This window comes from Paraburkholderia dioscoreae (assembly GCF_902459535.1).
Classification (GTDB): Bacteria; Pseudomonadota; Gammaproteobacteria; order Burkholderiales; family Burkholderiaceae; genus Paraburkholderia; species Paraburkholderia dioscoreae.
Map to the genome: position 1 here is coordinate 2475011 of NZ_LR699554.1, position 25146 is coordinate 2500156.

Sequence of the window (25146 nt, forward strand, 5' to 3'; positions counted from 1 at the left end):
CTCCGTATTTTTTATCGAGGCTCGCCGGCGAGATGCAACAGGGCATCGCACCGGCTCGCGTTGCAGACTTCCTTGCGCGTTGTGTTTTTCCCGCGCTACTGCTTAGGCGGCGACCTGTTCGTTGACATCCAGCTTCAGCAGCTTGATCGCATTGCCGCTGCGGATTTTCTCGCGATCCGCTTCGGACAGCCCGAGGCCTTCTGTGAGATCGCCGTGCTCATACGCACCACCGAAATTCGTCCCGTACAGGAGGTTATCCACGCCGACCACCTCCACCACGCCGCGTCGCAAGCCGGTTGCATGCACATCGAGGTCGAAGTAGAAGTTCGGCAGATAGTCCATCACCGGGCGCTTGTTGCGCGAATCCGGCGCCATGACGCGGTTGAGATCGTTCAGGCGTCCAAGCTGGAAAATCGCCATGCCGCCTGCGTGCGTGATGTAAGTCTTCAAGCCAGGGAACGTATCGAGCGCGCCGCCGTTGATCAGATTCCAGAAGAACAGCGTTTCGTCGAAACAGTCGCCGACGATCGAGGTGGTCTCGAACTTGTCGTCCGTATGCTTTTCACCCCAGTAGATCGACTGGTTGAAGCCGTGCACCATGATCGGTGCGTCGAGCTTTTCGAGTTGCTCCCACACCGGGAACAGTTCCTCGCTGTGCGCTTCAAGGCCATTGAAATTCGCGCCGCCCACGCACACGCCCCTGGCACCGAGTTGCGTCACCGCGCGCTCGATTTCGCGTGCGGCCTCGGCCGGATTGGCGAGGTTTGCATGCGCCCAGAACGCGAAGTGATCCCGATCTTTTGCACAGAACGCGGACAGTTCGTCATTGCAAATGCGCGCATATTCGTCGCCAAATTCGCCGGCCCAGTACATGAACGCATGCGACGGCGTGGACAGCACCAGCTTGTCGACGCCGCGCTCGGTCATCAGCTTGCGGCGTGCGTCATGGGTCATGCGCGCGAGCAGATTCGCTTCGGCTTCGTCGTCATCGCGCGCTTTCGACGGTTGCGTCGTGCCGAGCGAAAAATGACCGACCGTCAGGCCTTTGGTCTTCATGAATGGGCCCCAGAACTCGTGGCGCTTGAGCATCGCGGGGGTGAACAGATGGGCGTGGACGTCGATCAGCATGGGTCTTTCTCCTGTATGGCGGGGTATGGCCGTTTGTGGACGCCGTCGCTACGCGAATGTCGTGCAGGCTGGGGCGCGATGTTCGAAATGCGTGCACGGCGCGTCATTACGCTACGCCTTGCTCAATGGGATCGATCTGCTGCTTCCGGCATGCGGCCCATGAAACCTGCCGCGCGCTGATGAAACTGGCCGCTGCCGGATGCCCCCGCCACCGTCACACCGGAATCGATCACCAGTGTGTGTGCGGTGACATGACGCGCGTCGTCGCTTGCAAGGTAGACGAGTGCGGCGGCGATTTCTTCCGGCATCAGCGGCGTGCCGAGCGGCGACGCCGCGGCCGCTGCATCGAGCGCGGCATCAAAACTGGCGCGACCCTGCACGATCATGTTGGTGACGGTCGTCCCCGGCGCTACCGCGTTGACCCGCACGCCGTGCGGAGCGAGTTCCGAAGCCGCTGATCGTGTGAGACCGATCACACCGTGTTTGGCCGTGGTGTACGCATGCGGGCCGAGGCCGCCGATCACGCCGGCGGTACTCGCTACCGAGAGAATGCAGCCGCTCTTTTGCCGCACCATCGTGCGGCCGGCGTGCTTGATGCCGTAAAACACGCTATCAAGCAGCACAGCGAGTGTGGCGTGCCAGGCAGCGGCGTCGGTCTCCAGAATCGAGCCGAAGGCGCCCACCAGTCCCGCGTTGTTCACCATGCAGTCGAGCCGTCCATGCATATGCAGTGCATGCTCGACTGCCTGAGCAACCTGCGCTTCAATGCTTACGTCGGTGCCTACGAACGAAGCGTTCGCCAGTTCCCGTGCTAACGAAGCACCGGCCTCGGCATCGATATCGGCAAGCACGACGGAGGCGCCTTCGTCCGACATGCGCCCGGCCGTCGCCGCGCCTATCCCGCTGGCCGCGCCAGTAATCAACGCGACCTGGCCTTGCAAACGTTTAGTCATGGCGTGCCGCCGCGCTCAAGGGATCATCAGGCCGCCGTCGACCGCCAGCGTCTGTCCGGTGATGAAGTTCGCGCCGTCGCTGACGAGAAAGAGCAGCACGGGCGCCATCGCCGTGTCGGGGTCGCCGAGGCGCCCGCCGAGCGGAATCTGCTGCGCCATGAAAGCGTCGTGCGCCGCGAGTTGTTCGGTATCGAGCCGGGCGCGGAATTTCTCGTACATCGGCGTCCACATGGCGGGCGCCAAAGCATTGACCGTAATACCGTACTTGCCCCACTCTTTGGCCGCAGTGCGCGTCCAGCCGAGCACCGCCGCCTTGGCCGCCGAATAGTGCGCGAGACCGGGCACGCCCATCACGCCCGCCGCCGACGCGAAATTGATAATGTGCCCGCCACGTTCTTTCAGATGCGCGAAGGCGGCCTGATTGGTGTTGAGCGTGCCGCGCGCGTTGACGTCGAACATCAGGTCCCAGTCTTCCTGGGTAATCGACTCAGCCGGCGATTTGCGCTCGACGCCGGCGATATTCACGAGCGCGTCGAGCCCGCCGATGCGCTCCACGGCCGCGCTGAATGCGTCATCGACTTGCACGCGCTGGCTGACGTCGCAGCGAAAATAATGCGCCTCGCCGGGGCCCTTTGCGGACGCTTCAGCGGCGATGGTGCGGCCCGCTTCGTCGTTCAGATCGAGCGCCGCCACTTTCGCGCCCGCGGCGACCAGCGCTTTTACGGCGCTCGCGCCGATACCGCTCGCCGAGCCCGTCACGATCACGCGTTTGTTGTGGATATCCATACCTGTCTCCGTGTTTCTGTTCTGTTCGTACGGATTGCGCTACGCGAGCTGCGCAATCAGGTCTCTGGCCTGTCCAAGCAGGCGCACCGCCGACGCATGATGCTTATCACCCAACTCCGCCGATGACTTACCCGCGCACGAGCGCGCATAACTCCCCTCGAGCAGGATGCCGAGCTTGAAGCGCGCGAGCACGACGTACCAATCGATCGCGGATAAATCACGATCGCTGCGCTCGCGGTAATAGTCGACCAGTTCGGCGGCGCCCGGAAAACCGAGCCACGGCGCGACGCGTATCGTTCCCGCGCCCCGGCCTTCGGCATCCGGCCATGTCGCCACCAGCCAACCGAGATCGAGCAACGGATCGCCGACGGTGGCCAGTTCCCAATCGATGATCGCCGCGAGTTCCGCCGAGTCGTTGCGGAACATCACGTTGGCCAGATGGAAATCGCCGTGCAGGATGCCGGTGCGCGACGGCGCGGGGCGATTCGCTTCGAGCCACTCCGCGACCTCGACCACGCCCGGCAGCGAAGCCGGACCGGGCCAACCCGCATGCACCTGGTAGTGCTCCAGTTGCCCTCGCCAACGCGCCACCTGGCGCTCGAGAAAGCCTTGCGGTTTGCCGAAGTCGCCGAGACCGAAGGCCAATGGATCGACTTCGCCAAGCCGCAGCAGCGCATCCACCATCGAGTAGCCCATGCGTTGCTGCGCGTGCGGCTGCGCATGAAATTCCGGCAACGCGGCCGCCGAAGCGTTGAACCCTTCCACCGGCGCCATCAGATAGAACGGTGCGCCGAGCACGGAATCGTCGACACACGCGCTGAACAACCTCGGATGCGGCACCGCCGTTTCCGCCAGTGCACCCAGCACGCGCACCTCGCGAGCGATAGTCGCGCACACTTCGGGTCTCGCATGCAAAGGCGGCCGGCGCAAAACGAATTCGCGCGCGCCGCGCCGGAAACGCAACAGGATGTTCTGCGTGCCGCCCGTGAGCGGCTTCGCGTCGACGATCGGCCCGCTTTCGAGTTGCCGCGCGTCCATCCATTGCGTGAGCCGCTCAAGGTCGACGGCCGCTTGCCAGCCGGAATTCGTCATCACTTCCCCCCCTTTGAGCAGTTAGCCGAGCGCCGCGCGGAATTTGCGCTCGGCGGCCGCGGCCGCGGTCGGCCGGTGGTAAGCGGGGAACAGGTCTTCGCAGGGCTCATATTCCCGCAGCAACTGTTTAGCGACGGTGACCTTGTGCACTTCGGTCGGGCCGTCGGCGAGACCCATCTGGAAGGCGCGCGAGATCATGCCGGCGAACGGCATCTCCGACGAAGCACCGATCGAACCATGCACATGCAGCGCACGCGCCGCAATGTCGTGCAGCACCTTCGGCATCGCGGCCTTCACGGCTGCGATGTCCTTGCGCACCTTCTGGTAATCCTGATAGCGGTCGATGCGCCACGCGGTGCGCATAACGAGCAAACGGAATTGCTCGAGTTCGAGCCACGAGTCCGCGATTTTTTCCTGCACCATCTGCTTGTCCGCAAGCACGCTGCCCTGCGTGTGGCGCGACAGCGCGCGTTCGCACAAGGCGTCGAGCGCTTTCTGCGCGAGGCCGATGGTGCGCATCGCGTGATGCACGCGGCCGCCGCCGAGCCGCACCTGCGCGACCACGAAGGCTTCGCCGGGCGCGCCGAGCATATGATCGGCCGGCACGCGCACCTGATCGAAGCTGAGATAGGCGTGCGTCGCTTCGGGCTCGTCGGCCATGCCGACATTGCGCAGAATGTTCAGGCCCGCGGTGCCCGCCGGCACGATAAACATCGACATGCCCTTGTAGGCGGACACGTCCGGATCGGTGATCGCCATCACGATGAAAAAGTCCGCGAACCGCGCGTTCGACGCAAACCATTTCTGCCCGCTGATCACCCAGTCGTCACCGTCGCGCACTGCACGAGTCGTGAAAACCTTTGGATCGGCGCCGCCTTGCGGTTCGGTCATCGCGAAACAGGAGACGATATCGCCCGCCAGCAACGGCGCGAGATAACGCGTCTTCTGCGCTTCAGTGCCGTAATGCGCGAGGATTTCCGCATTGCCCGAATCGGGCGCCTGGCAGCCGAACACGATCGGAGCGAATAACGCACGCCCCAGAATCTCGTTGATCAGCGCGAGCTTCACCTGCCCATAGCCCGGGCCGCCGAGTTCGGGGCCGAGGTGGCACGCCCACAGCTTGCGATTCTTGACCTGCTGCTGCAGCGGCTTCACGAGCGTCTGAAACTTCGGGTCGTGGATATTCCACGGGCTGCCCAAAACATGTTCGAGCGGTTCGACGTCATCGCGTACGAACTGCTCGATCCAGTCGAGTTCGGCCTGAAAGTCAGGGTCGGTTTCAAAGTCCCAGGACATGCGGTTGCCTTTCGAAGTAAGCATGCGAATGAAAGATCAGGCGAGCAACATGCCGCCGTCGAGCAGCAAGGTCTGGCCAAGCATGTAAGCCGACAGCGGCGACGCAAGGAACAGTGCGCCGCCGGCCATATCCGCGGGCGTGCCGAGGCGGCCGAGCGGAATGCGCCGCAGCGCGCCCTCGAGTCGCTTCGGGTCCGCGGTCGTCACGCGCGTGAGCTTGGTTTCCACGAGCCCGGGCGCAATGCCGTTCACGCGGATGCCGTCGCGTGCCCACGCTTCGCCTAGCGTGCGGGTCAGACCGAAGGCGCCGGTTTTCGACGCGTTGTAGGCGGGGTTGCCACGCGTCGAATGAAACGCCGCGGCCGAACTGACGATGATCATCGCGCCGCGCGCCGCTTTCAACGATTCGAAGCAACGGTCCGCGCAAGCCATCAGGCTGGTCAGGTTGATGTCGAGCACCTTTTTGAAGCCCGGCGTCTTGAACTCCTGACGGTCGTAAAGCACCGTTCCTTGCGCCTGCACCAGCACGTCGAGCCTGTCGAATGGCAGTTCGCAGCGCTCGATATTGGCCGACTCCGATACGTCCACCTGGGCGTAATGCAGGCCCTTCAGATTCGAATCGATCGAATCGGCGTAGTCGGAGACCGAAGCACGCGTGCCCCACACGTGCACCGTCGCGCCTCGCTGCAGGAACGCCTGGGCGATTCCGTTGCCGATACCGCTCGAGCCGCCCACCACCAGCACGTTCTTGCCGGTGAAATCCAGTTCGTTCATCAGTGTCTCCGTGGCGCCCGAATGAGGCACTCAAATGTGGCGCTCAAATGCGCGTGACGCCCTGATTGGCCAGCTCGTCGATGTGTTGCGCGTCGAAACCCAGCATCTCCAGCAGCTCGCGGCTGTGCTCGCCGAGCGCGGGAGGTGCGCGTTCGATGACGAGCGGCAGGTCGTCGAAATCCCACAGCGCGCCGATCTGCTGCAGCGAACCGTAGACCGCGTGGCCGTAGGTGGCATGAAGGCCGGCGGCGGCATGCTCGGCGCTGTCGAGGAAGGCGTCGCTCTGCGCTTCCAATGCGGGCTCGGCAGGTACGCCAGCCGCGTGCAACGCGGCCAGCGCCGCCGCTACATCGAGCGCGGCAAACGTAGCTTCGGGCTCTTCGCCGGCTAAGTTCGCGAAAGCGTCAGCTTCCGCCGCGCTCAGTGCCGCCACGGCGATCCACCCATCCTTGCAGCGATAAAGGCGATGCGTAGACGCGATACCATGCTGCCCCGCGTCGAGATGCGCCATCGACGTCAACGCGTGCTCCTGATCGATCGCGATAGCCTCGCTCGCCGTCATCGTCATCGCGCCGAGCAATGACGATGCAACCACCTGTCCCTCGCCGGTCCGCATGCGCGCGAGATGCGCGAGCAAGACCGCGAACACCGAAGACAAGGCCGCCAGATGATCGCCGACGCCAAAGCGCAGCCAGCTCGGCGGATTGCCTTCGCCGCCCGACTCCGTCTCCCAGCCCACCGCCGCCTGCATCAACTGATCGAAGCCCGGCCAATCGGCGCGCGGACCTTGCGGGCCATACGAGCTGACATGCGCGCAGACGAGCGCCGGCTTGATCTCGCGCAACTGGTTGGGCGCGATGCCGAGCTTGCGCGCCGCCGGCAAGCGCACGTTGTGATGGACGATATCGGCCCAGTTTGCGAGCGCCTCGATGACCGGTTTACTGCCTTCGGCGCCGAGCTTGAGCGCCAGTCCACGCTTGCCGCGCTGCGTGCCGGCGAAGGCGCGCTCGAGGCGGCGCATCGCGTCGCCGGCGGGCGGCTCGACCTTGATCACGTCAGCGCCGAGGTCGGCGAGCACCATGCAGGCAAACGGACCGGCGAGATAGGCACCGAGGTCCAGCACCTTGAGGCCGTCGAGGGGCGGACGTAAAGCAGCCGACGCAGCATGTGACGACATGGGCTCGCCAGTTGCGGCATGAGAATCTGCACGAGCAGCGGCGCTAAAGCGATTGGTATCCGACCAGCCGATAGCGCGTGCTGCAATCGGAACGTGCAACGGTCCACGCACACTTGCTGGTGGGTCGACGTGATAAGCCGGTCCGGGTTGAGACGTGCTGCCGAAATCCGGATCGTCCACGCCGACCACATAACCGTTGAGGCGCGCCTGTTCGTCGGCGTAGATCTCGCCGAATGGCGCGGCGATCTGCGCGGCAACGTCGTGTGCCCAGAAATGTTCGACCCAGTCCTGCGCGTTGCGCGTGGCGATGATTTCCCGGTTCGCGCCGAAGTTGGGCGCGACATGGCTTGGTGGCCACTGCGCATTGGCGCGCGCCACTTCGTCCGGGCCCATCGCGGCGAGCGTCTCGGCCATCCACGGCGCGGCGTCGGGCGAGTAGTGCACATGAATCCAGCGGCCGTCGGCGCAGCAGTGCAACGGAATCGGCACGCTCTTGTCGAGTCCCTTGGCGAATACCGGCGTAGGCTGAGCGGCGCGCGACCAGTGCATCGTCATCGGCACGAGCGCGGCTTGCGCGAGACTCGTGTGTGCGATGCCGCCATGCCCGTCGCGTTCACGCGCGATCAGACGCGCCATGACGCCGATTGCGCTCAGCCAGCTCGCGATCCAGCTCGCAAACGGCATGCGGATAAATACGGGACCAGGCCGATGCCCCGGCTGTTCGTCGAGGATGCCCAGACGCGCGAGCACCAACGTTTCGCGCACCGGTGCGTCGGCAAGCGCGTGACGGCGCGGCCACCCTCCTACGCTCGCGACGATGAGCGCCGGATAGCGTTGCCGCAATCGCGCGTCGTCAAGCGACCATGCGGCCGCTTCGGCGGGTGTGAGGTCGTGGACCAGCACGTCCGCATCCGGCAACAAGCTATCGAGCAGGTCGCGCTGCGCGGCAAGGTCGCCATCGATCACCCGGCGCTTGCCGCGATCGAGTACATGAAAGAGTGCCGCGTCGCGCTCGGACTCATGGCGTGGCCGCTCTATCTTCACGACGTCCGCGCCGGCTTCGGCGAGATACAGCGCGCTGGCGCTGCCTGCGAGTCCGGTGGCGAAGTCGATCACCTTCAAACCGGCTAACAGACCCGCCTGTGTGTTTTGCACCGGCTGCCCGGCGTCGGCTGGAAAGGCGCTCATGCTTCGACTTCCTGCAGGACCGGCCGCACGATCCTGCTGCGCAGAATGCCGATCCCCTCCACTTCCAGCTCGACCACATCATCCGGTTTCAGATAGCGAAGCTGCTCAAGTCCGCAACCGTTGCCGACCGTGCCCGATCCGAGGAACTCGCCAGGATGCAAGGTCTCGGAGCGAGAGATATGGGCGATCACGTCCTCGAATTGCCAACGCATGTCGCGCGTGTTGCCGCGTCCCCATTCCTCACCGTTCACGCGCGCGATCATCGTCAGATCGTAGGGATCGCCGAGTTCGTCAGCGGTGACGAGACACGGACCCATCACGTTCGCCGTGTCGAAGTCTTTGCCTTTGGCCGGCCCTAGCAAGCCGCCCATTTCGGTGGCCTGGGCGTCGCGCGCGCTGATGTCGTTGAAGATCGTGTAGCCGTATATGTGAGCCCGCGCGTTCTCGCGCGAGACGTCTTTGGCGCGCTGGCCGATGTAGCAGCCGAATTCCAGTTCGAAGTCGAGCAGCTTGCTATAGGCCGGCCAGATCACATCGTCGTCGGGACCGATCACGGCGAAGCGGTTGCACTTGTAGTAGATCGGCTGACGGTTGAAGGTGTCGATCACGCGATCGTCGGCGCGCGTGTTCATCGCCTTCAATGTCGCTTCCGGATCGGGCGTGCGCAGGGCGCGTGCGCGACGAGCCGCAGCGAAGCTCTGCCGCAGATGCAGTTCGAAGCACGAGCAGTCGCGCATCTGCGTGGGCGGTTGGATCGGTGCGAGCAGTTTCACGGTGCTGCGTTCGCGCACTGCGTCGGCGGGCGCACGCGCCAGCAGCGCGCGGGCTTCTTCGAGTAGCGGATCGCCGCCCGTCAACAAGGCCTGCACGCTCGCCAACGCGACGCTGTCGCCGCCACGCACGATGCGGCTTGCCTCGCGCAAATCCAGCACCGCATGGTCGTTGTCGAACAGCGCGCCCGAGCGCTGCACGCCGTCGGCCAATTGAAAAGTCACGAGTCTCATCGGATGGCTCCGGCTTGAAGAGATAAATCGGGCACAGCGGCGGAAAGTCCCGGCATGGCACGTCGCAACACCACCGGCAGGCCGCCGTGGGTGCGTTTGCTCATCCAGTGGGACAAAGCCGCGTCCATGTAATCGGCGTGCCCGGGAAACCAGTCGGCGAGCGCTTCCGCAAGTTCGCGCGCCACCTGGCAAGCAGCGCCGTCGCGCAGCATCTGTGCAACTTCGCGCACCGAGTTCAGAACCGCCGCATGTTCGTCCGCATGGCACTGCGCGGCGGGAAAGCCGGTGCGCTGCATCCATTGCTCTTCCTGCTCGAAATGCGCGACCGCATGCCTTTCGAAAGCCGCGAGCGTCTCGGGTAAGGACGCCTCGTCGCATCGCTGCAATGCGGCGACGCAATCGACGAACTCGTGATGCGTGTCGTCCATGGGCGCGAAGCCGAGCAGGAAACTGTCGTTCCAGCTTAGTGCGACGCGAGGCTGCCGCTGTATGGCCAGGTCGGGAGATAGCGCGGCGCCCATTACACGCGCCCCGCTACCGGCAGACACGCGCCGGTCACCGCACTGGCATCGTCCGACAGCAGGAATGCGATCACAGCGGCAAGCTTGTCCGCCGCGACCCAGCGCGACGTATCGGCGTCGGGCATATCCGCGCGATTCGCGGGCGTGTCGATGATGCTCGGCAGCACCGCATTCACTGTGACGTTGCGGTCTTTCAATTCCTCGGCGAGCGCTTCGGTGAGCCGCGCGACACCGGCCTTCGACGCCGCGTAGGCGCCCATGCCGGCACCGGCTTTCAATGCGGCGAGCGCGCCGATATTCACGATGCGCGCACTCGTCTCACGCAGCAGATACGCGAGGACTTCACGCGAAGCGATCGCCGCCGTGCGCACGTTCATCGCATAGAGACGATCCCACGTTTCGATGCTGCCCGACTCCAGCGTTTCCCACGCGAAGCCGCCCGCGATATTGACGAGCGCGTCGATGCCGCCGAGCCGCTCGGAGATCTGCCCGAACGCATTCGACGTACTGGCCGCGTCGCCAAGATCGACGCCGCCGAACACTGCTTCGACACCATCGATCGCCACGCTTGCCGCGCGATCCACCAGCGCGACGCGGGCACCGCGTGCGCTGAGTTCAGCGCCGACCTGGCGCCCCAGCGCGCCAAGACCGCCCGTGACAATGACCCTGCGATGGATAAGTTGATTGGTCGGCATATGAACGCCTGTCTCCTGTGTTTGAGCGGGCTTCTGAGTGATTTCCCTGCCGGGAAAACCCTGCACCGTTCTCGCTAATTTAATACATTTTTCGCGTTTCTGTTCATATATTATGGTGACATCAACACACGGTCAACTGCCAGGCAATACGAAATCAAGCGCATCCATGCCGAGAAAACTTCCTCTTCTGACTGCTGAAACCGCGCCGTTCTGGCAAGGCGGTGAACACGGCCTGCTCAACGTCTACCACTGCGATGCATGCCGCCATCTGTTTCACCCGCCGGCGCCGCTCTGTCCGCGCTGCATGTCGTCGCAGGTCGGCGCGAAGCCGGTTTCGGGGCGCGGCAAGGTGGTGAGTTTCACGGTCAATCATCAGGCGTGGCTGCCGGATCTTCCGGTCCCGTATGTCGTCGCGATCGTCGAACTCGCGGAGCGCGAAGGCCTGCGTTTCGTGACGAATATCGTCGGCGGTGAAGTCAGCGACATGCATATCGGCATGCCGGTCCGTGTGAAATTTGAACAGCAGGAAGACGTGTGGCTGCCGCTCTTCGAAGCCGACCCCGAACGGAGCGCGGCATGAGCGAAAACCTGTTCGAGAAGAACGTCGCGATTAGCGGCATCGGCCAGTCGGAAGTGGGCCGCCCGTCGAATCGCAGCGCCATGCAGTTGAGCGTCGATGCCGCGCTCGAAGCGATTGCGGACGCGGGCCTCACTCGTGAGGACATCGACGGAATTTCGTGCTGGCCGGGCGACAACGACAATGGCAATCCGTTTTCGCCGGTCGGGCCGAATGCGCTGATGAATGTGCTCGGCCTGAAGGTGAACTGGTACGGAGCAGGCTATGAAGGGCCGGGGCCACTTACAGGTTTGGTGAACGGCGCGATGGCGATTGCCGCAGGTTTGTGCAAGCACGTCCTGGTGTTTCGCACCATTACCGAGGCGAGCGCGCGTCTCAAAAGCAAAACCGCAAGTGCTCTCACCAACAAGACCGTGGGCCGCGACGGCAGCTATTTCTGGCAGTGGTACACGCCGTTCAATGTCGTCTCCGGCATCAACCTGATGGCGCTGTATGCGCAACGCCACTTTCACGACTACGGCACGACGCCTGAGCAACTTGCACAGATCCCGATGACGTGTCGCGCCAACGCCGTGCTTAACCCGAAAGCCGTGTTTCGCAGCGCCATGACGATGGACGACTACCTCGCGTCGCGCATGATCTCCACGCCGCTGCGCATGTTCGATTGCGACGTGCATTGCGACGCGTCCACGGCCATCGTGCTGTCACGCGCCGACCTTGCGCGAAATGGACCCAATGCACCGATCCGGCTCGAAGCGATCGGCTCCGCTTTGCATCAGCCGTGGTCGTGGGACCAGATTTCGTTGACGGAGATCGCCTGCTTCGACGTCGGCCGCATGCTGTGGTCGCGTACCGATCTGAAGCCGAAAGACGTCGGCAACGCGCAGCTCTACGACGGCTTTTCGATCCTGACGATGCTGTGGATGGAAGGCCTCGGTCTTTGCCCGCGCGGCGAGAGTGGCGCGTTCATCGAAGGCGGACGGCGTATTGCGCGCGACGGCCAGTTGCCCTTGAACACCAACGGCGGCCAGTTGTCCAGCGGACGCACGCACGGCCTCGGCTATGTGCACGAAGCCTGTACGCAGCTCTGGGGCCGCGCCGGCGAACGTCAGGTCGCGCCGCACGAGGTGGCGATTGCAGCGGCTGGCGGCGGCCCACTCGGCGCCAGTGTGTTGCTGGTCAAGCAATGACGCGGTTCAATTCAAGGCGATTGCGCGGCCAACCGCGCGCCATCCCAGGGGAGATACCGAGTTATCCGAATCAATCTATAGGTAGAATTATTTTCTGTACGTGGAATATCAAACTGGCAGCCGACTGCTTTCCAGGCGCCTCTTGCGAGCACAGTGCCCGCCTGCCGAACCGTAAAGGAACCGCCGATGTCCGCTTCTGACTCGTCTCGATCCGCCGCCATCGACCTCACCGAATTCCGCGCCGGCTGGCGCCCCGTGCTGATGGCGATGCTCGGGCTCGGCGTGGCCGCCAACGCTTCGCTGCTGTATGCATTCGGCTCGCTCGTGATTCCGCTGCAACATGCGTTCGGCTGGAGCCGTGGTGAATTGCAACCGGCAATCAGCTTTCTGTTCGGCGGTGCGGTAATCGGCGCGCAAATCGTCGGCTGGCTCAACGAACGCTATGGGATGCGGCATGTGACGATCGCATCGTTGATCGGACTTGCCGTGGTCTACGCGTTGATGTCGCTGATGCAGGTGATGGGCCACTCGATTGGCTGGCTTTATCTGATGTGCACTCTGCTGCCGATCGCGGGCATGGGCACGATGCACATTACGTGGACGCATCTCGTCAATCTGTGGTTCGAGCGCAATCGCGGCCTGGCGTTGGCCGTGATGCTGTCGGGTACCGGCCTCTCGGCGATTCTGATTCCTTCGGCGGTGACCTGGGTGATCGGCCGCTGGAATTGGCAAGCCGCGTTTCTTTTACTCGCGGCGTTACCGCTGGTTCTGGTGTTGCCGCTAGTGCTGATGTGGCTGCACACGCCGAGCAGGCACGACGCCCACGAAGACCATAGCAAGCGTGCCGCCGGCCATCGCGCCGCGCCGCCGGTGCGGGCGCACACGGGGCTCGCGTTCCGCGACGCAATTGGTTCGGCACGCTTCTGGACACTCAACATCGCGCTTTCGCTCGTCGTGGCCGCAACGGTCTCCATGGTCAGCAACACCGTACCGCTCTTGCGCGACAAGGGGCTGTCGGCGGCCGAAGCCAGTCATATATTCGGCAGCTTCGGGCTCTCGCTGATAGGTGGCCGTCTGCTGGTCGGCTATCTGATCGACCGGCTGTGGGCACCTGCCGTCGCTGCCGTCGCGCTGGCCATGCCCGCCCTGGGATGTCTGCTGCTGTCGACCACCAGCGCCAATCACGCCGCCACGCTCGCGCTCGCCACGCTGCTGATCGGGCTAGGCGCCGGCGCCGAGTTCGACATTGCCGCCTATCTGATGGCGCGTTATTTCGGCATGCGCGATTACGGGCGCCTGTTCGGCGTGCACGTCGCTCTGATCACCATCGCGTCGGCATTAGCGCCGTGGCTGTTCGGCCGGATCTACACCGTGACCGGCTCATACACGACGATGCTGACGATCTGCGGCGGCGCCTTTCTGCTCGGCGCGATCACACTGCTGCCGCTTGGCCGTTACCCGAAATTCGATTCGCTGAATCTGGCCTGATTACTCGTACTCTCGATCCTCTCATGTCATTGAACAACGTTGTCATCGTCGGCGCGGGACAGGCGGGATATCAGACCGCGGCCTCGCTGCGGCAGGAAGGTTTCGAAAGACGCATCACGCTGATCGGCGACGAGCCGGGCGTGCCGTATCAACGTCCGCCATTGTCGAAGGCCTATCTGCTCGGCAAGATCGGTACGACCGCCCTGCGCTTTCGCACGCACGAATGGTTCGAGCAGCAGCGGGTCGCGCGGATCGAAGCGCGGGTCGCGCGGATCGATCGCGAGGCGCAGCGTGTGGAACTCGCCAGTGGCGAGCCTGTGCCGTACGACCATCTGGTGCTCGCCACCGGCGCGCGCAACCGCGTGCCGCCCATCGAGGGAATCGAACTCGACGGTGTGTTCGGCATTCGCACGTTAGAGCATGCTGACGCACTCGCGCCACGCGTATCGGCAGTGCGCGACGTGGTCGTGATCGGCGCCGGTTTCATCGGCCTCGAATTCGCGGCGGTTGCGGCGGCCAAGGGCTTATCGGTTCACGTTGTCGAACTGGGCACACGGCCGATGGCGCGTGCCCTTTCCGCTCATATGTCGACCCTGTTCAGCGCCGCGCACACAGGCTGGGGCGTAAAGTTCGACTTCGGACAGACCGTCGCGCGACTGGTCGGCGAAAACGGTCGCGTGGTGGGTGTGGAAACGGGCGACGGCCGCCAGTTGCCCGCGCAACTGGTCGTGTATGGGACCGGGGTGCTGCCCAACACCGAACTCGCCGCCGACGCGGGCCTCGCTGTGCAGAACGGCATCTGCGTCGACGCCCAGTTGCTGACTAGCGATCCGTCGATTTCAGCCATTGGCGATGCGGTGAATTTTCCGTCGGTCTGGAGCGACGCGCCGATTCGCCTGGAGTCAGTGCAGAATGCCGTCGACCAGGCGCGCAATGTCGCGGCGCGTCTGATGGGCAAGCCGGTGGCGTACTCCGCGCTGCCGTGGTTCTGGAGCGACCAGGGCGATCTGAAACTGCAGATCGCGGGACTCTCCGATGGTCATGACGAAACGGTCTTGCTCGGTTCGAGCGAGAGCCGGCAATTGAGCGTGTTGTGCTTCCGCGCCGGCCGCCTGATCGCCGTGGAGTCGTGTAACAGGCCGGGTGACCATATGGCATCGCGCAAGTTGCTGGCCCGCGCCGCCTTGCCAACGATCGCGCAAGCAGCGGCACCGGGTTTCGATCTGAAGGAATTCGAGGCCGCCACACGCGAACTGGTCTGAACCGATCTGAATCTGATTCGAACGAGGCTGCGAGCGCGCAACGACATGGCGGATCAACGTCACATGCTGGAGCGTCGATGAGAGCCTTCACACGGGCCTTTGCAGCTTCGTGTTTGCCTATCGCGCTCGCGCATGCCGGCGCGCCTATGGCCGGCGGCGCGGCGTGGGATCAAGCCATCCGTTGCGCCACCGGCGATGCGGGCCACTATGAAGTGATCGAGTTTGTCGATCGAACCACCCTTGTCCCCGATGGACATCTGATCATGCGTATCGACGTGCCGCAGGCAAGCTGTTATCCCTCGTGCCGGCGCGAACAAGTCGACAGCCATCTGTACCGGATCGAAGATCCTGCCGGTGATGAACTCACACACCCGTCGCTGCATGACGACGATGCGACCGATCCGGCCCACGTGCCCTCAGTTGCGTTACAGCAGATCGATGCGGCTACGCTGCAACTCGCGGTTCGGACCCGAGGCCGTGCGCACGCCTGGTCCGTCGAGGCTGACAAAGCCAAGCGCATGGTGACAACGCAGAAGGAGACGACCGCCAGCGGCGGCCTGGCCTATAACGATCCGTTTTTTGTCGTGTTCAACCATGCCGCTCTTCCGACATTGGTCATCACACTGGCAGCTGCCAAAGTCGAACTCGGCCCAAGCGAATTGGACCTGAATCAGTTGCCTTCGTGGCTGGTCGAGCCGATCGCGCCACAGCAACTAGGTGCGTCTACGGTTTATACGCTGAGGATCGTCGGCGGCCCCGGTTGCATATCAGGCAACTGAGCATTCGGTCGGACCAGCGAGCGATTCGATCCTCGATCTGGCCGAGCCGCCATCGATGGACTCAGTTGATGCCCTGTTTGTCATTCGATTACGCAGAATGAAGCGCAAGCCTGAGTTCATTTAGCGTACGCCCAAACTTTTCAACAATCTCGTCGATTTCCGACGGCGAACTAATCAGCGGCGGGCACAGCGCAATCGTGTCATGAACGCCGCGAACGATCATCCCATTCGCGTGTGCTCTACCCAGGAACTCCCGGCCTAACCTACCTTTCTCCGCAAACGCAACTTTCTCAGCTTTATCCAGAACCAGTTCAACCCCAGCGATAAGACCAACTCCACGGACTTCGCCGACCATTGGATGATCGATCAACGAAGACAAGGCACTGTGCAGACGGTGACCCATCTCGCGAGCGTGCACGACCAAACCATCCTCTTCAATAATCCGAATGTTTTCAAGCGCAACAGCGCAAGCAACCGGATGGCCACCACCTGTGAGGCCGTGTCCGAAGGTACCAAAATCGTGCGACTGCTGTGCGATCGGTTGAAATACCTTGTCACTCACCAATACCGCCGCAATAGGTTGATACGAGGAAGACAGTTGCTTCGAGAGAACCATCACATCGGGCTTGATTCCAAATGTTTCACAACCGAACATGTTTCCGGTCCGCCCAAAGCCGCAAATGACCTCATCGGCTACCACGAGAACATCATGTCTCTGGCAAACCCTCTGGATTTTTTCCCAATAAGTCTTCGGTGGGACAAAAACGCCACCGGCCCCCATCAAGGGTTCGCCGTAGAAAGCAGCGATCGTGTGCGGCCCTTCTTTCTGAATCAGACTTTCGAGTTCTGCCGCAAGCCGGTCTGCGTATTGCTCCTCAGTCTCCCCAGTCAGTCCGAATCTGTATTGATGCGGATAGCTGACGTGTAGAAATCCTGGAAGCGGAATATCAAAACCGCGATGATTTCCCTGCAGTCCGGTGAGGCTCGAACTGACGACTGTTACGCCGTGATAGCCGCCCAAACGACTGATAATCTTTTTCTTCTCGGGCATTCCCAGCGCGTTGTTTCGATACCAGATCATCTTGACAACGGTATCGTTCGCCTCAGACCCGGAATTCGTAAAGAAGACCTTGCTCATTGAAACCGGAGCAAGCTCAATAAGCTTTTCCGCTAACAGGGTGCCTGGCGCATGGGACTTGTGCGAAAAAAGATGGTAGAACGGCAGCGTTCGGAGCTGCGTCTCTGCAGCCCTGATCAGGCGCTCATTGCTGAATCCGAGACCCACGCTCCAGAGTCCGGACATGGCCTCGATGTAGCGGCGACCGTGTTCGTCAAAAACATAGACGCCCTCACCATGTGTAATGACTAACGGACCGATTTGCTCGTGCAGACGAGCGTTAGTGTATGGGTGGAACTGGTAAGCGATGTCTGCCTTCGACAGAGCACTGATTGGCTTATTCATGGTTTCTCATGAGTTTCTGACAACGACGACATAGCAGGGCGACAGTGCCCTGTGTACGCGGTTACCGGCAGATTGCCCAGCCGGGCAGAATCGACTAACGTCCGCCTGCGCCAAATAGTCATTAGACAGGCGCGTTCCCGCAGTACACGTTTGAATGAACTCGGACTCTTCAGATAGTCGTTAAACTCCAAACGTCATCGCTTGATGAGGTCTGGGTACTCTCCCTGAAACATGTCCTTCCACGCGCGCAGCAGTATGAAGGCCGCGAGTCGATGAGGCACCGGCAATCCAAATCGTTGGATAAGCACACCCTGAAGTTCACGCTGCTGAACCCGCAGAAATGGATTGACCGAGAACTCGTGCCCGATGGTTGTAGGCAGTGTCGGTCGCCCCGCCAATCTGAGTGCGGCGGCTTTCTCTTGCCAGCGAAGGATCTGCTCGTTGCCTGGTTCGCAAACGGCTGCGAACCGTAAATTGGACAGAGTGTATTCGTGAGCGCAATGCAAGAGCGTAGACGCCGGTAGCGCGGCAAGCTTATCCAGTGACGCAAGCATTTCTTCGGCCGACCCTTCGAGAAGTCGCCCACATCCGCTTGCAAATAGCGTGTCGCCCGCGAAAAGATGGCCCGGTTGACCGTCTACGCCACTCTGGAAGAAGACGATGTGCCCGTGCGTATGCCCAGGTGTAGCAATGACTGAAGCGCGAAAATTCAATTCGCCCACTTCAACTTCAGACCCATCGCCCATTCGCCGTGTGACGCACGCTATCGGCTCCCGGTCAGGGCCGAAAACCGGCGTATCTGCTTGTCCGCAAGAGCGAAGCACTGCACGAACGCCGTCAACATGATCGCGATGATGGTGCGTAAGCAGCACTGCCTTTATAAGCAGATTTCTTGATTTGCAGAACCGCTCGACTGGTGAGGCCACTCCTGGGTCGACGACAATCGCGAAGGTGCCGTCGGTAACGACCCACGCATAATTATCGTCAAGAAACGGCACAGGGATATATTCCAGGCTTTTTGCCATGTCGCTTTTCGCGTTGTCTTAACCGGCCGGTCCGTCGACTGAGGCCCAAAGTCGCATTGAGTTAAGGCAGTCACTCACGCACGACTATGGGCCGAGTTCACGACGCCGATCGCGTCGCCTCAAGCACGCTGTTCGCTGAGGCGCGGTTGAGTCTGCAGTTGACGAATATATTCTTCCCAACTCTCGTATCCGAGGAGGCCGTTCTCGTCAAAGAAAATGATTGCCCCTTCCATGAGGAACAGGTATTCAGTGTCCTCGAGCGCCGTCGTCGCACCGTGAATCATGCCGTTCGGTTCGTAGACGTAGTCGCCACTCTCGAGCACCGCATCACGCACCTGCAGCTTTCCCTTGATGATCCAGGTGTGCGACGCTCCAATGTGTTTGTGCGGAGGGGCTTGAAATCCCTTCAACCACCGATACAACAGGGCGATACGCCCCGATTCGTGACCGGCCCAAAGGACTTTCGTAAAGGAGCGTTCCGGATCATTCGGATCTGGATACCAACCCTCCGTGTCGCTATGTTTTACCAGTGTGTCCATCAATGCGGGGTTGAGCGGAGTGATATCTTGAAGGGCCATGGCTGTTTCCTTATTTCCAGAAAAACGACTGCTAACGGGTTCGGTCGCCCCTCACGAGACAACGCTCGCAAACGACTGTTGATCAATGATTTCGATCCAGTAACCATCCGGGTCAGCGACAAACGCAATGCCCTTCATCGAACCGTCGTTCGGCCGTTTCACGAACGTCACGCCTTTCTCGACCAGTTCGTCGCAAAACGTATTCACGTTTGGTACCGAGAAGCAGATGTGGCCGAACCCACGGGGTTCCGCGTTTCCGTTGTGATAGCCAGCAAAATCAACATCGGCTTCGGTTCCCCAGTTATGAGTCAACTCCAGCAGTCCCTTCTGTTTCGGGATCCAATCCACACTGCCAGAACTCTCTTCAGAATCTGAGGGGGCAAGAAAATAAAGCGAGAATTTTCCCTGAGGAAAATCGAACTTATTAACCAGTTTCATACCGAAATTTTCTTGATAGAAACGCAGCGAAATCTGCGGGTCGCGAACACGCAACATGGTGTGATTCAGGACGATACTCATAACGGATTTCCAAACAAATAAAAAACGTCGACTTCATATTGAGTCACGCATACGCATGACTGTGCCTTACGAATTGACTCAGCTTAAACGCCAGCGCTGCATAGCAACATGTTGCTGCGGGACACAGCCTGGTTCAGGGAGGCCACTGTCAATTCTCCGCGCTTGGTGACCCGAGCTTGTAGCTGGTCAGACCTCGGCCATAGCTCGTTTCGCTGCCCGCTCGGTCGCGGCAATAAACCCGTCGACGTCCCCCTCTGTCATGACAGTGGACAAGAATGCTTTACCCGTCTTGGCGATGTGGTAACCCTCGAGTACCAGATTTCTTTGCAGCCTGGTCACCCGCTTCATTTCATCCTTGCTGGAATAACCGGAGCGATAATCGTTAATTTCACGCTGATGACCGAACACCATGAACATCGACGAAAAGCCGGTGACTTGACCCGGAAAACCCGCATTAGCGAAAGCCCGGGTCACGCCGGTACGCAAACGGTCTCCCAGCGCGTCCATGCGATCCGACTCCGCCTGGGTATACAGGTCCAGAGCGATCTTGCCGGCGGTCATGGTAATTGGGTTGGCGGTAAAAGTACCGCTCCACGGCAATAGCGGCTTGCCCTCGCGGTGATCAAACACCTGCATGAATTTGCGCAGGCCTGCCACGGCTCCCACAGGGAAGCCTCCGCCGATAATTTTCGCAAGCACGGTCAGGTCGGGTTTGATATTGAAGCGCGTCTGCGCACCGCCGCTGTGCACACGGAAAGTGATGACCTCGTCGAGAATGAACACAGCGCCGATTTCGGTTGCAACTCGCCGGATCATTTCGATAAAGGCTTGCGATACCGGGACGAAGCCGAAGTAACTCGGAGCCGGATCGATAATGATCGCAGCAATGGAATCGCGGTTCGCCAGGATGATGCGCTCCGCTGCTTCGACGTCGTTGAACGGGATCACCACAACGTCGTTCTTGACGCCCTCGGGCGTACCGTTTGAATATCCGACCGACTTGGGGTCATCGCCCCAGTTTTCCGGTGACGAGTCCAGACTGACTTCGGCGTAATCGTAGGAGCCGTGATAGACGCCTTCGGCCTTGACAATCTTGGAGCGGCCGGTGATTGCGCGTGCGGCTTTGATCGCACACATCACCGCTTCGGAACCGGAGTTAGAGAATCGAATCCACTCAAAGCCTTGGGCGCGCGCGCAAATGGTCTCCGCCAGTGCCACCTCGGGTTCCGTCGGCAGGGTAAATGCGGTGCCTTTGGTGACCTGCTCCTGAATAGCCGCCACGATCGCCGGGTGAGCATGGCCGTGGATAAGTGAGGCGAAGTTGTTCAGGAGGTCGAGCCGGCGCGTGCCGTCGACGTCCGTCACATAGGCTCCGGAGCCGCTTCCGGCATAGACCGGGAAGGGCTCTTGCCATGGCAGGATGCGGGTAATGCCGCCGGGCATAACTTTGCTGGCACGGTCGTAGAGGGCCTTGGACTGGCTATGTGCTTCCGGCCATTTTGCAGCGGACATAAATGCTTCCTTCGAAATCAATGGGCTTTGTCAGAGGTGGCGCTTGAACCATTCGGCTGCTGCGACAACGGACGTGATGCCATGACCCAGGCTGCGGTGGATGTTCCCGTACCAGAGGCGCAGAGTGAGGCAACCAGTAGATGTTTAGCAAATGATGAATGCGTGCGATTTGTGCGCACATGTTCGAGACGGCCAAACTTCTGCGGTTGCGGGCCAAACAATTGATGGCTTTAAGCGGTGTGCCTGCATAGCCAGAGGCAGCGGCAGGCTAAGTGATACAGGCAGCGGACAGCGAGGCAATGGCAGAAATCGATTTACTGCACGCCGCCGATACAGAGGTACTTCAATTCGAGGTAGTCATCGATGCCGTACTTCGAACCTTCACGACCCAAGCCACTTTCTTTTACGCCACCAAACGGCGCGACCTCCGTCGATATCAGCCCCTCGTTGATGCCTACGATGCCGTATTCAAGCGCTTCAGCGACCTTCCAGACCCGCGCGATGTCCCGGCTATAAAAGTAGGACGCGAGGCCAAATTCCGTATCGTTGGCCAACCGGATCGCATCTTCGTCCGTAGAGAAGCGGAACACAGGCGCGACCGGTCCGAACGTCTCTTCACGGAAAATGAGCATGTCCGGCGTGGTGCCGGAAAGGATTGTTGGTTCGTAGAAGTTCTCGCCAGCCGCATGCTTCTTTCCACCGAGCACGACCGTGGCGCCTTTTGCAACGGCATCCGACACATGCTCCTCGACCTTTGCGACCGCCTTATGGTCGATAAGCGGCCCGACAAGCGTTCCGGTCTCCAATCCGTTGCCGACCTTGAGCTTCAACACCTCCCGAGCAAGTCTTTCCACGAATTCGTCGTACACGCCATCCTGCACAAGCAGCCGATTCGCACACACACACGTCTGGCCTGCATTGCGATACTTGGACGCGATGGCGCCCATCACAGCCGCATCGAGATCCGCGTCGTCGAATACTATGAAGGGAGCGTTGCCACCTAACTCCATAGACGCCTTCTTCACCGTGCTCGCACACTGCGCCAATAGAAGCTTGCCCACTTCAGTCGACCCGGTAAAGGACAGCTTGCGCACAATGGGATTGCTCGAAAGTTCACCGCCGATAGCACTAGCCGCACCGGTTACGCAGGCAATGACGCCCTTCGGCATGCCGGCGCGTTCGGCCAACACGCACAGGGCGAGCGCCGAGAACGGCGTTTGACTGGCGGGTTTCAGGACCATTGTGCAGCCGGCCGCGAGAGCAGGACCGATCTTGCGAGTCAACATCGCCGCCGGGAAGTTCCACGGCGTAATCGCTGCGCAAACCCCGATGGGTTGCTTCAAAACGATAATGCGCTTATCTCGCGCATGAGCGGGGATAGTGTCGCCGTAGACACGCTTGCCTTCTTCCGCGAACCATTCGAGAAACGACGCCGCGTAGCCAATTTCACCTCGGCTCTCAGAGAGCGGCTTGCCCTGCTCTGCGGTCATGATGACCGCAAGATCATCCTGATTCTCCAGCATGAGCTCGTACCAGCGCCGCAGGATGGCAGCGCGCTCCTTACCTGTTTTCGAGCGCCATTCAGGCAACGCCCGATCGCAGGCCTCGACCGCGCGGCGGGTTTCGGCGGCCCCCATCTTCGGCACGGTGCCCAGCACTTCGCCGGTGGCGGGATTATTGACCTCGATAACGTCGCCGCTATCGGCACCGGTCCACTCGCCATCGATAAAGCAGGAATTTTTTACCAGACTCTCGTCTTTCAGAGCAACGGCAGTACCAAATCGTGCAGTCGACATGTTGATTTCAACCTGGAATAGAGTCGTTAGAGACGTAGGTCCGTACTGAGGCGTTCAAAACGCTGCCTGATAGATCGCAAGGGCGTCCTGCTCAGTGACCTCGCGAGGATTGTTGACCAGCAGGCGCGTCTGCCTCATGGCATCTGACGCCAGTGTTGCGAGTGCATCCTCTGGGATGCCGACGTCGCGAAGACGCTGTGCGACACCCAATTCGCGACTCAATGCCTGCACTTGGTCAATTAATGAGGACGCGCGCTCACGCAAAGGACAACGCGACAGCTCCGGGAACAGTTCCGCAGCGAGCTCCGCATACATGCCATCGGCATGGCTCAGATTGAAGCGCATAACATGTGGAAGGATGAGCGCATTCGACAAACCATGTGGCACGTGATAGCGCGCGCCAACCGGATACGCGAGCGCATGCACCGCGGCCACCGGTGAATTCGCGAATGCCTGTCCAGCGAGACAGGAGCCAAGCAACATTGCATTGCGGGCCGCCGCGTTTGCGCCGTCAAAAACCGCCGTACGAATATTCGCCCCCAGCAATCTCAAAGCCTGGAGCGCCAAAGTTTTCGAAATCGGATTGTTGTTCGTGGATGCCGAAGTGATGGCTTCGAGCGCATGAACGATTGCGTCGATACCAGTCGCGGCTGTCACCGCTGCGGGGAGACCCAGCGTCAATTCTCCGTCAAGGATCGCGATGTCGGGGAGAAGCAGCGGAGAGACGATGCCTTTCTTCTCCGATTCACCCGTCGTAACGATGGCAATGGGCGTGACTTCTGATCCAGTACCGGCAGTCGTCGGAATGAGCGCAAGCGGTAAGCGCGGGCCATTAGCAACGCGCACTCCATACGCTTCGGTCAGGTGGCCGTTGTTGCCGGCAAGCAAAGCTACGACCTTCGCTACGTCCATCGGTGAGCCACCGCCGATGCCAAGCACGCCAGTCACTCTTCTCTCCCTCGCCACCGCAAGCCCACCCAGAATGTTTGCCTCAGGTGGGTCCGCTGCGACATCGTCGTAGACGCTGACCTCGACGCCAGCACCGCGGAGATTCTCCTCCACCGGCGCGAGCAATCCCACTTTGCGAATACCGGCGTCGGTAACGATGAGTATCCGTTGTCCCAACGTCGGTTTAACGATTGTCGCAACGTCCTTGCTGATACCGGAGCCGCAGCGGATTGATGGCGTGGTTTCAAACGAGAAGGGATCCATTCTTGCCTCTAGAATTTTTAAATACTGCTTCTTTCGCTGCGTATCGGTTCGATCATTTCGCCCAATGCGCAGGTGAAACAGTTCGCCGAGCAGGCGGGAGGACTTTGTCAGACTCGCACTTGATCTTCTGACGACGTAGTGTCGGTGGAGTCTCGCCGCAATGGCGAGCGCACGGGAACGTCGTTCAGCATGAACTTCTGCCGCGTGTAGGCCGATGCCCAGTCGAGCACAGTCCGCGCCGTGTTCATACGAAGACCGAGCGTAAGGAACCCGTGAATCTGGTCTGCGAGATGGAGGTGGTTGACACGTACCCCAGCGTCCTGCAGTCGGCGTGCGTATGCCGTGCCTTCTTCACACAACGGGTCGAAACCCGACGTGACAATCAACGTATCGGGCGATGCAGTCAGATCCAGAGCATTCAAGGGTGCGAGGCGCACATCGTCTGCGTCAAGGGCGCGCTGTACGTAGTGGTCACGGAACCAACGCATGGTGACGGACGTGAAGGGCAAGCCGGACGCAACGCGAGAATAACCCGCGGATTCAGCCGCGAGGTCAGTTACCGGATAGAACAACAGTTGTAGCTTCGGCCGGATCTCTTTCGGGTAATCGCCGGCAGACAGAGAGACGAATGTCGCAAGAAAGCCGCCCGCGCTATCGCCGACAACACCTAACCGGGAAGCGTCGATGCCCAGCCCGTCTGCATTCTGCGCGATCCACTGGTATGAAGCGAGCGCGTCATCGATAGCAGCTGGAAACGGATGTTCAGGCGCCAACCGGTAGTCCACCGCCACTATCCGGCAGCCTGACGCGCGCGCAAGTTCACGGCAGATCGAATCATGCGTGTCCAGTGAGCCAACGACCCAGCCACCGCCGTGAAAGAAAACAAGTCCCGGTGCCAAAGACCGTTCCGATTCCACTGTCCAGTATGAGCGGAGATTAAGCGGCCCCGTTGAAGTATGCGCGACCATGTCTGCTGTCGCTACCGAGGCGTCGCGCTGTAATCCGTTCATTTCGCAGCCCAGCGCGTATGCGACTCGCGCTTCCGGCACGGGCAACTGGAACAATGGCGGCCGCTTAGCGCGTTCCACCAGGTCCAGATAGGCCAGGACGTCCGGCTCCAAGCTCATGTATC

At 61.1% G+C, this 25146-nt stretch carries 23 protein-coding genes; 5 read left to right on the forward strand and 18 right to left on the reverse strand.

The window, feature by feature from the left end:
* Positions 1-102: 102 nt before the first annotated feature.
* From PDMSB3_RS31300 to PDMSB3_RS31345, 10 genes are all read right to left on the reverse strand, one after another.
* Positions 103-1128: an amidohydrolase family protein gene (locus PDMSB3_RS31300; RefSeq protein ID WP_165188837.1), complete on the reverse strand. Its 1026-nt coding sequence runs from the start codon at positions 1126-1128 to the stop codon at positions 103-105.
* Between the two features lie 122 nt (positions 1129-1250).
* A complete protein-coding gene (locus PDMSB3_RS31305) occupies positions 1251-2081 on the reverse strand; it encodes an SDR family oxidoreductase (RefSeq protein ID WP_165188839.1) in 831 nt (276 codons plus the stop codon).
* 15 nt (positions 2082-2096) lie between these two features.
* Positions 2097-2867 (reverse strand): SDR family NAD(P)-dependent oxidoreductase, encoded by a 771-nt coding sequence (locus PDMSB3_RS31310; protein WP_165188841.1) that lies wholly within the window; start codon positions 2865-2867, stop codon positions 2097-2099.
* Positions 2868-2906: 39 nt separating this feature from the next.
* Positions 2907-3959, reverse strand: a complete 1053-nt coding sequence (locus PDMSB3_RS31315; protein ID WP_165188843.1) for a phosphotransferase family protein — start codon at positions 3957-3959, stop codon at positions 2907-2909.
* Positions 3960-3980: 21 nt separating this feature from the next.
* Positions 3981-5255, reverse strand: a complete 1275-nt coding sequence (locus tag PDMSB3_RS31320; protein ID WP_165188845.1) for an acyl-CoA dehydrogenase family protein — start codon at positions 5253-5255, stop codon at positions 3981-3983.
* Between the two features lie 36 nt (positions 5256-5291).
* Positions 5292-6029, reverse strand: a complete 738-nt coding sequence (locus tag PDMSB3_RS31325; protein WP_197740293.1) for an SDR family NAD(P)-dependent oxidoreductase — start codon at positions 6027-6029, stop codon at positions 5292-5294.
* A gap of 43 nt (positions 6030-6072) precedes the next feature.
* Entirely contained in the window at positions 6073-8394 is a 2322-nt protein-coding gene (locus tag PDMSB3_RS31330) for a CoA transferase (protein ID WP_165188847.1), read from the reverse strand.
* Positions 8391-9398 carry a fumarylacetoacetate hydrolase family protein gene (locus tag PDMSB3_RS31335; protein WP_165188849.1) on the reverse strand — a complete coding sequence of 336 codons (1008 nt, stop codon included), beginning with the start codon at positions 9396-9398 and terminating at the stop codon, positions 8391-8393. Before PDMSB3_RS31335 ends, PDMSB3_RS31330 begins: the two co-directional genes overlap by 4 nt.
* Positions 9395-9919, reverse strand: a complete 525-nt coding sequence (locus PDMSB3_RS31340; protein ID WP_165188851.1) for a bacteriohemerythrin — start codon at positions 9917-9919, stop codon at positions 9395-9397. Before PDMSB3_RS31340 ends, PDMSB3_RS31335 begins: the two co-directional genes overlap by 4 nt.
* Entirely contained in the window at positions 9919-10614 is a 696-nt protein-coding gene (locus tag PDMSB3_RS31345) for an SDR family NAD(P)-dependent oxidoreductase (protein ID WP_165188853.1), read from the reverse strand. The genes PDMSB3_RS31340 and PDMSB3_RS31345 overlap by 1 nt, the downstream gene beginning before the upstream one ends.
* 166 nt (positions 10615-10780) lie before the next feature.
* Here PDMSB3_RS31345 and PDMSB3_RS31350 point away from each other — a divergent pair, with 166 nt between their 5' ends.
* From PDMSB3_RS31350 to PDMSB3_RS31370, 5 genes are all read left to right on the forward strand, one after another.
* Positions 10781-11194, forward strand: coding sequence for a Zn-ribbon domain-containing OB-fold protein (locus PDMSB3_RS31350; protein ID WP_165188855.1), 414 nt, complete (start codon positions 10781-10783; stop codon positions 11192-11194).
* Positions 11191-12381, forward strand: a complete 1191-nt coding sequence (locus PDMSB3_RS31355; RefSeq protein WP_165188857.1) for a thiolase family protein — start codon at positions 11191-11193, stop codon at positions 12379-12381. The genes PDMSB3_RS31350 and PDMSB3_RS31355 overlap by 4 nt, the downstream gene beginning before the upstream one ends.
* A gap of 186 nt (positions 12382-12567) precedes the next feature.
* Positions 12568-13869: an MFS transporter gene (locus PDMSB3_RS31360; protein ID WP_165188859.1), complete on the forward strand. Its 1302-nt coding sequence runs from the start codon at positions 12568-12570 to the stop codon at positions 13867-13869.
* A 23-nt stretch (positions 13870-13892) separates the two neighbouring features.
* Positions 13893-15131: an NAD(P)/FAD-dependent oxidoreductase gene (locus tag PDMSB3_RS31365; protein ID WP_165188861.1), complete on the forward strand. Its 1239-nt coding sequence runs from the start codon at positions 13893-13895 to the stop codon at positions 15129-15131.
* 146 nt (positions 15132-15277) lie between these two features.
* Positions 15278-15910, forward strand: a complete 633-nt coding sequence (locus tag PDMSB3_RS31370; protein WP_165188863.1) for a hypothetical protein — start codon at positions 15278-15280, stop codon at positions 15908-15910.
* A gap of 88 nt (positions 15911-15998) precedes the next feature.
* On the opposite strand, the gene PDMSB3_RS31375 is transcribed toward PDMSB3_RS31370, so the two are convergent.
* The 8 genes from PDMSB3_RS31375 to PDMSB3_RS31410 form a co-directional block, all read right to left on the reverse strand.
* Positions 15999-17372, reverse strand: coding sequence for an aspartate aminotransferase family protein (locus PDMSB3_RS31375; protein ID WP_165188865.1), 1374 nt, complete (start codon positions 17370-17372; stop codon positions 15999-16001).
* Positions 17373-17566: 194 nt separating this feature from the next.
* Entirely contained in the window at positions 17567-18397 is an 831-nt protein-coding gene (gene gloB / locus PDMSB3_RS31380; RefSeq protein ID WP_165188867.1) for a hydroxyacylglutathione hydrolase, read from the reverse strand.
* 119 nt (positions 18398-18516) lie between these two features.
* The gene (locus PDMSB3_RS31385) at positions 18517-18975 is read right to left on the reverse strand and encodes a cupin domain-containing protein (protein ID WP_165188869.1); all 459 of its coding nucleotides are present in this window, start codon (positions 18973-18975) and stop codon (positions 18517-18519) included.
* 51 nt (positions 18976-19026) lie between these two features.
* Entirely contained in the window at positions 19027-19494 is a 468-nt protein-coding gene (gene gloA, locus PDMSB3_RS31390; protein WP_165188871.1) for a lactoylglutathione lyase, read from the reverse strand.
* A gap of 186 nt (positions 19495-19680) precedes the next feature.
* On the reverse strand, positions 19681-21006 hold the full coding sequence (locus PDMSB3_RS31395; protein ID WP_165188873.1) for an aspartate aminotransferase family protein: 1326 nt from the start codon (positions 21004-21006) through the stop codon (positions 19681-19683).
* A gap of 314 nt (positions 21007-21320) precedes the next feature.
* A complete protein-coding gene (gene gabD, locus PDMSB3_RS31400) occupies positions 21321-22802 on the reverse strand; it encodes an NADP-dependent succinate-semialdehyde dehydrogenase (protein WP_165188875.1) in 1482 nt (493 codons plus the stop codon).
* A 54-nt stretch (positions 22803-22856) separates the two neighbouring features.
* Positions 22857-24014, reverse strand: a complete 1158-nt coding sequence (locus PDMSB3_RS31405; RefSeq protein WP_165188877.1) for an iron-containing alcohol dehydrogenase — start codon at positions 24012-24014, stop codon at positions 22857-22859.
* Positions 24015-24121: 107 nt separating this feature from the next.
* The gene (locus PDMSB3_RS31410) at positions 24122-25141 is read right to left on the reverse strand and encodes an alpha/beta hydrolase (RefSeq protein WP_165188879.1); all 1020 of its coding nucleotides are present in this window, start codon (positions 25139-25141) and stop codon (positions 24122-24124) included.
* Positions 25142-25146: the final 5 nt, after the last annotated feature.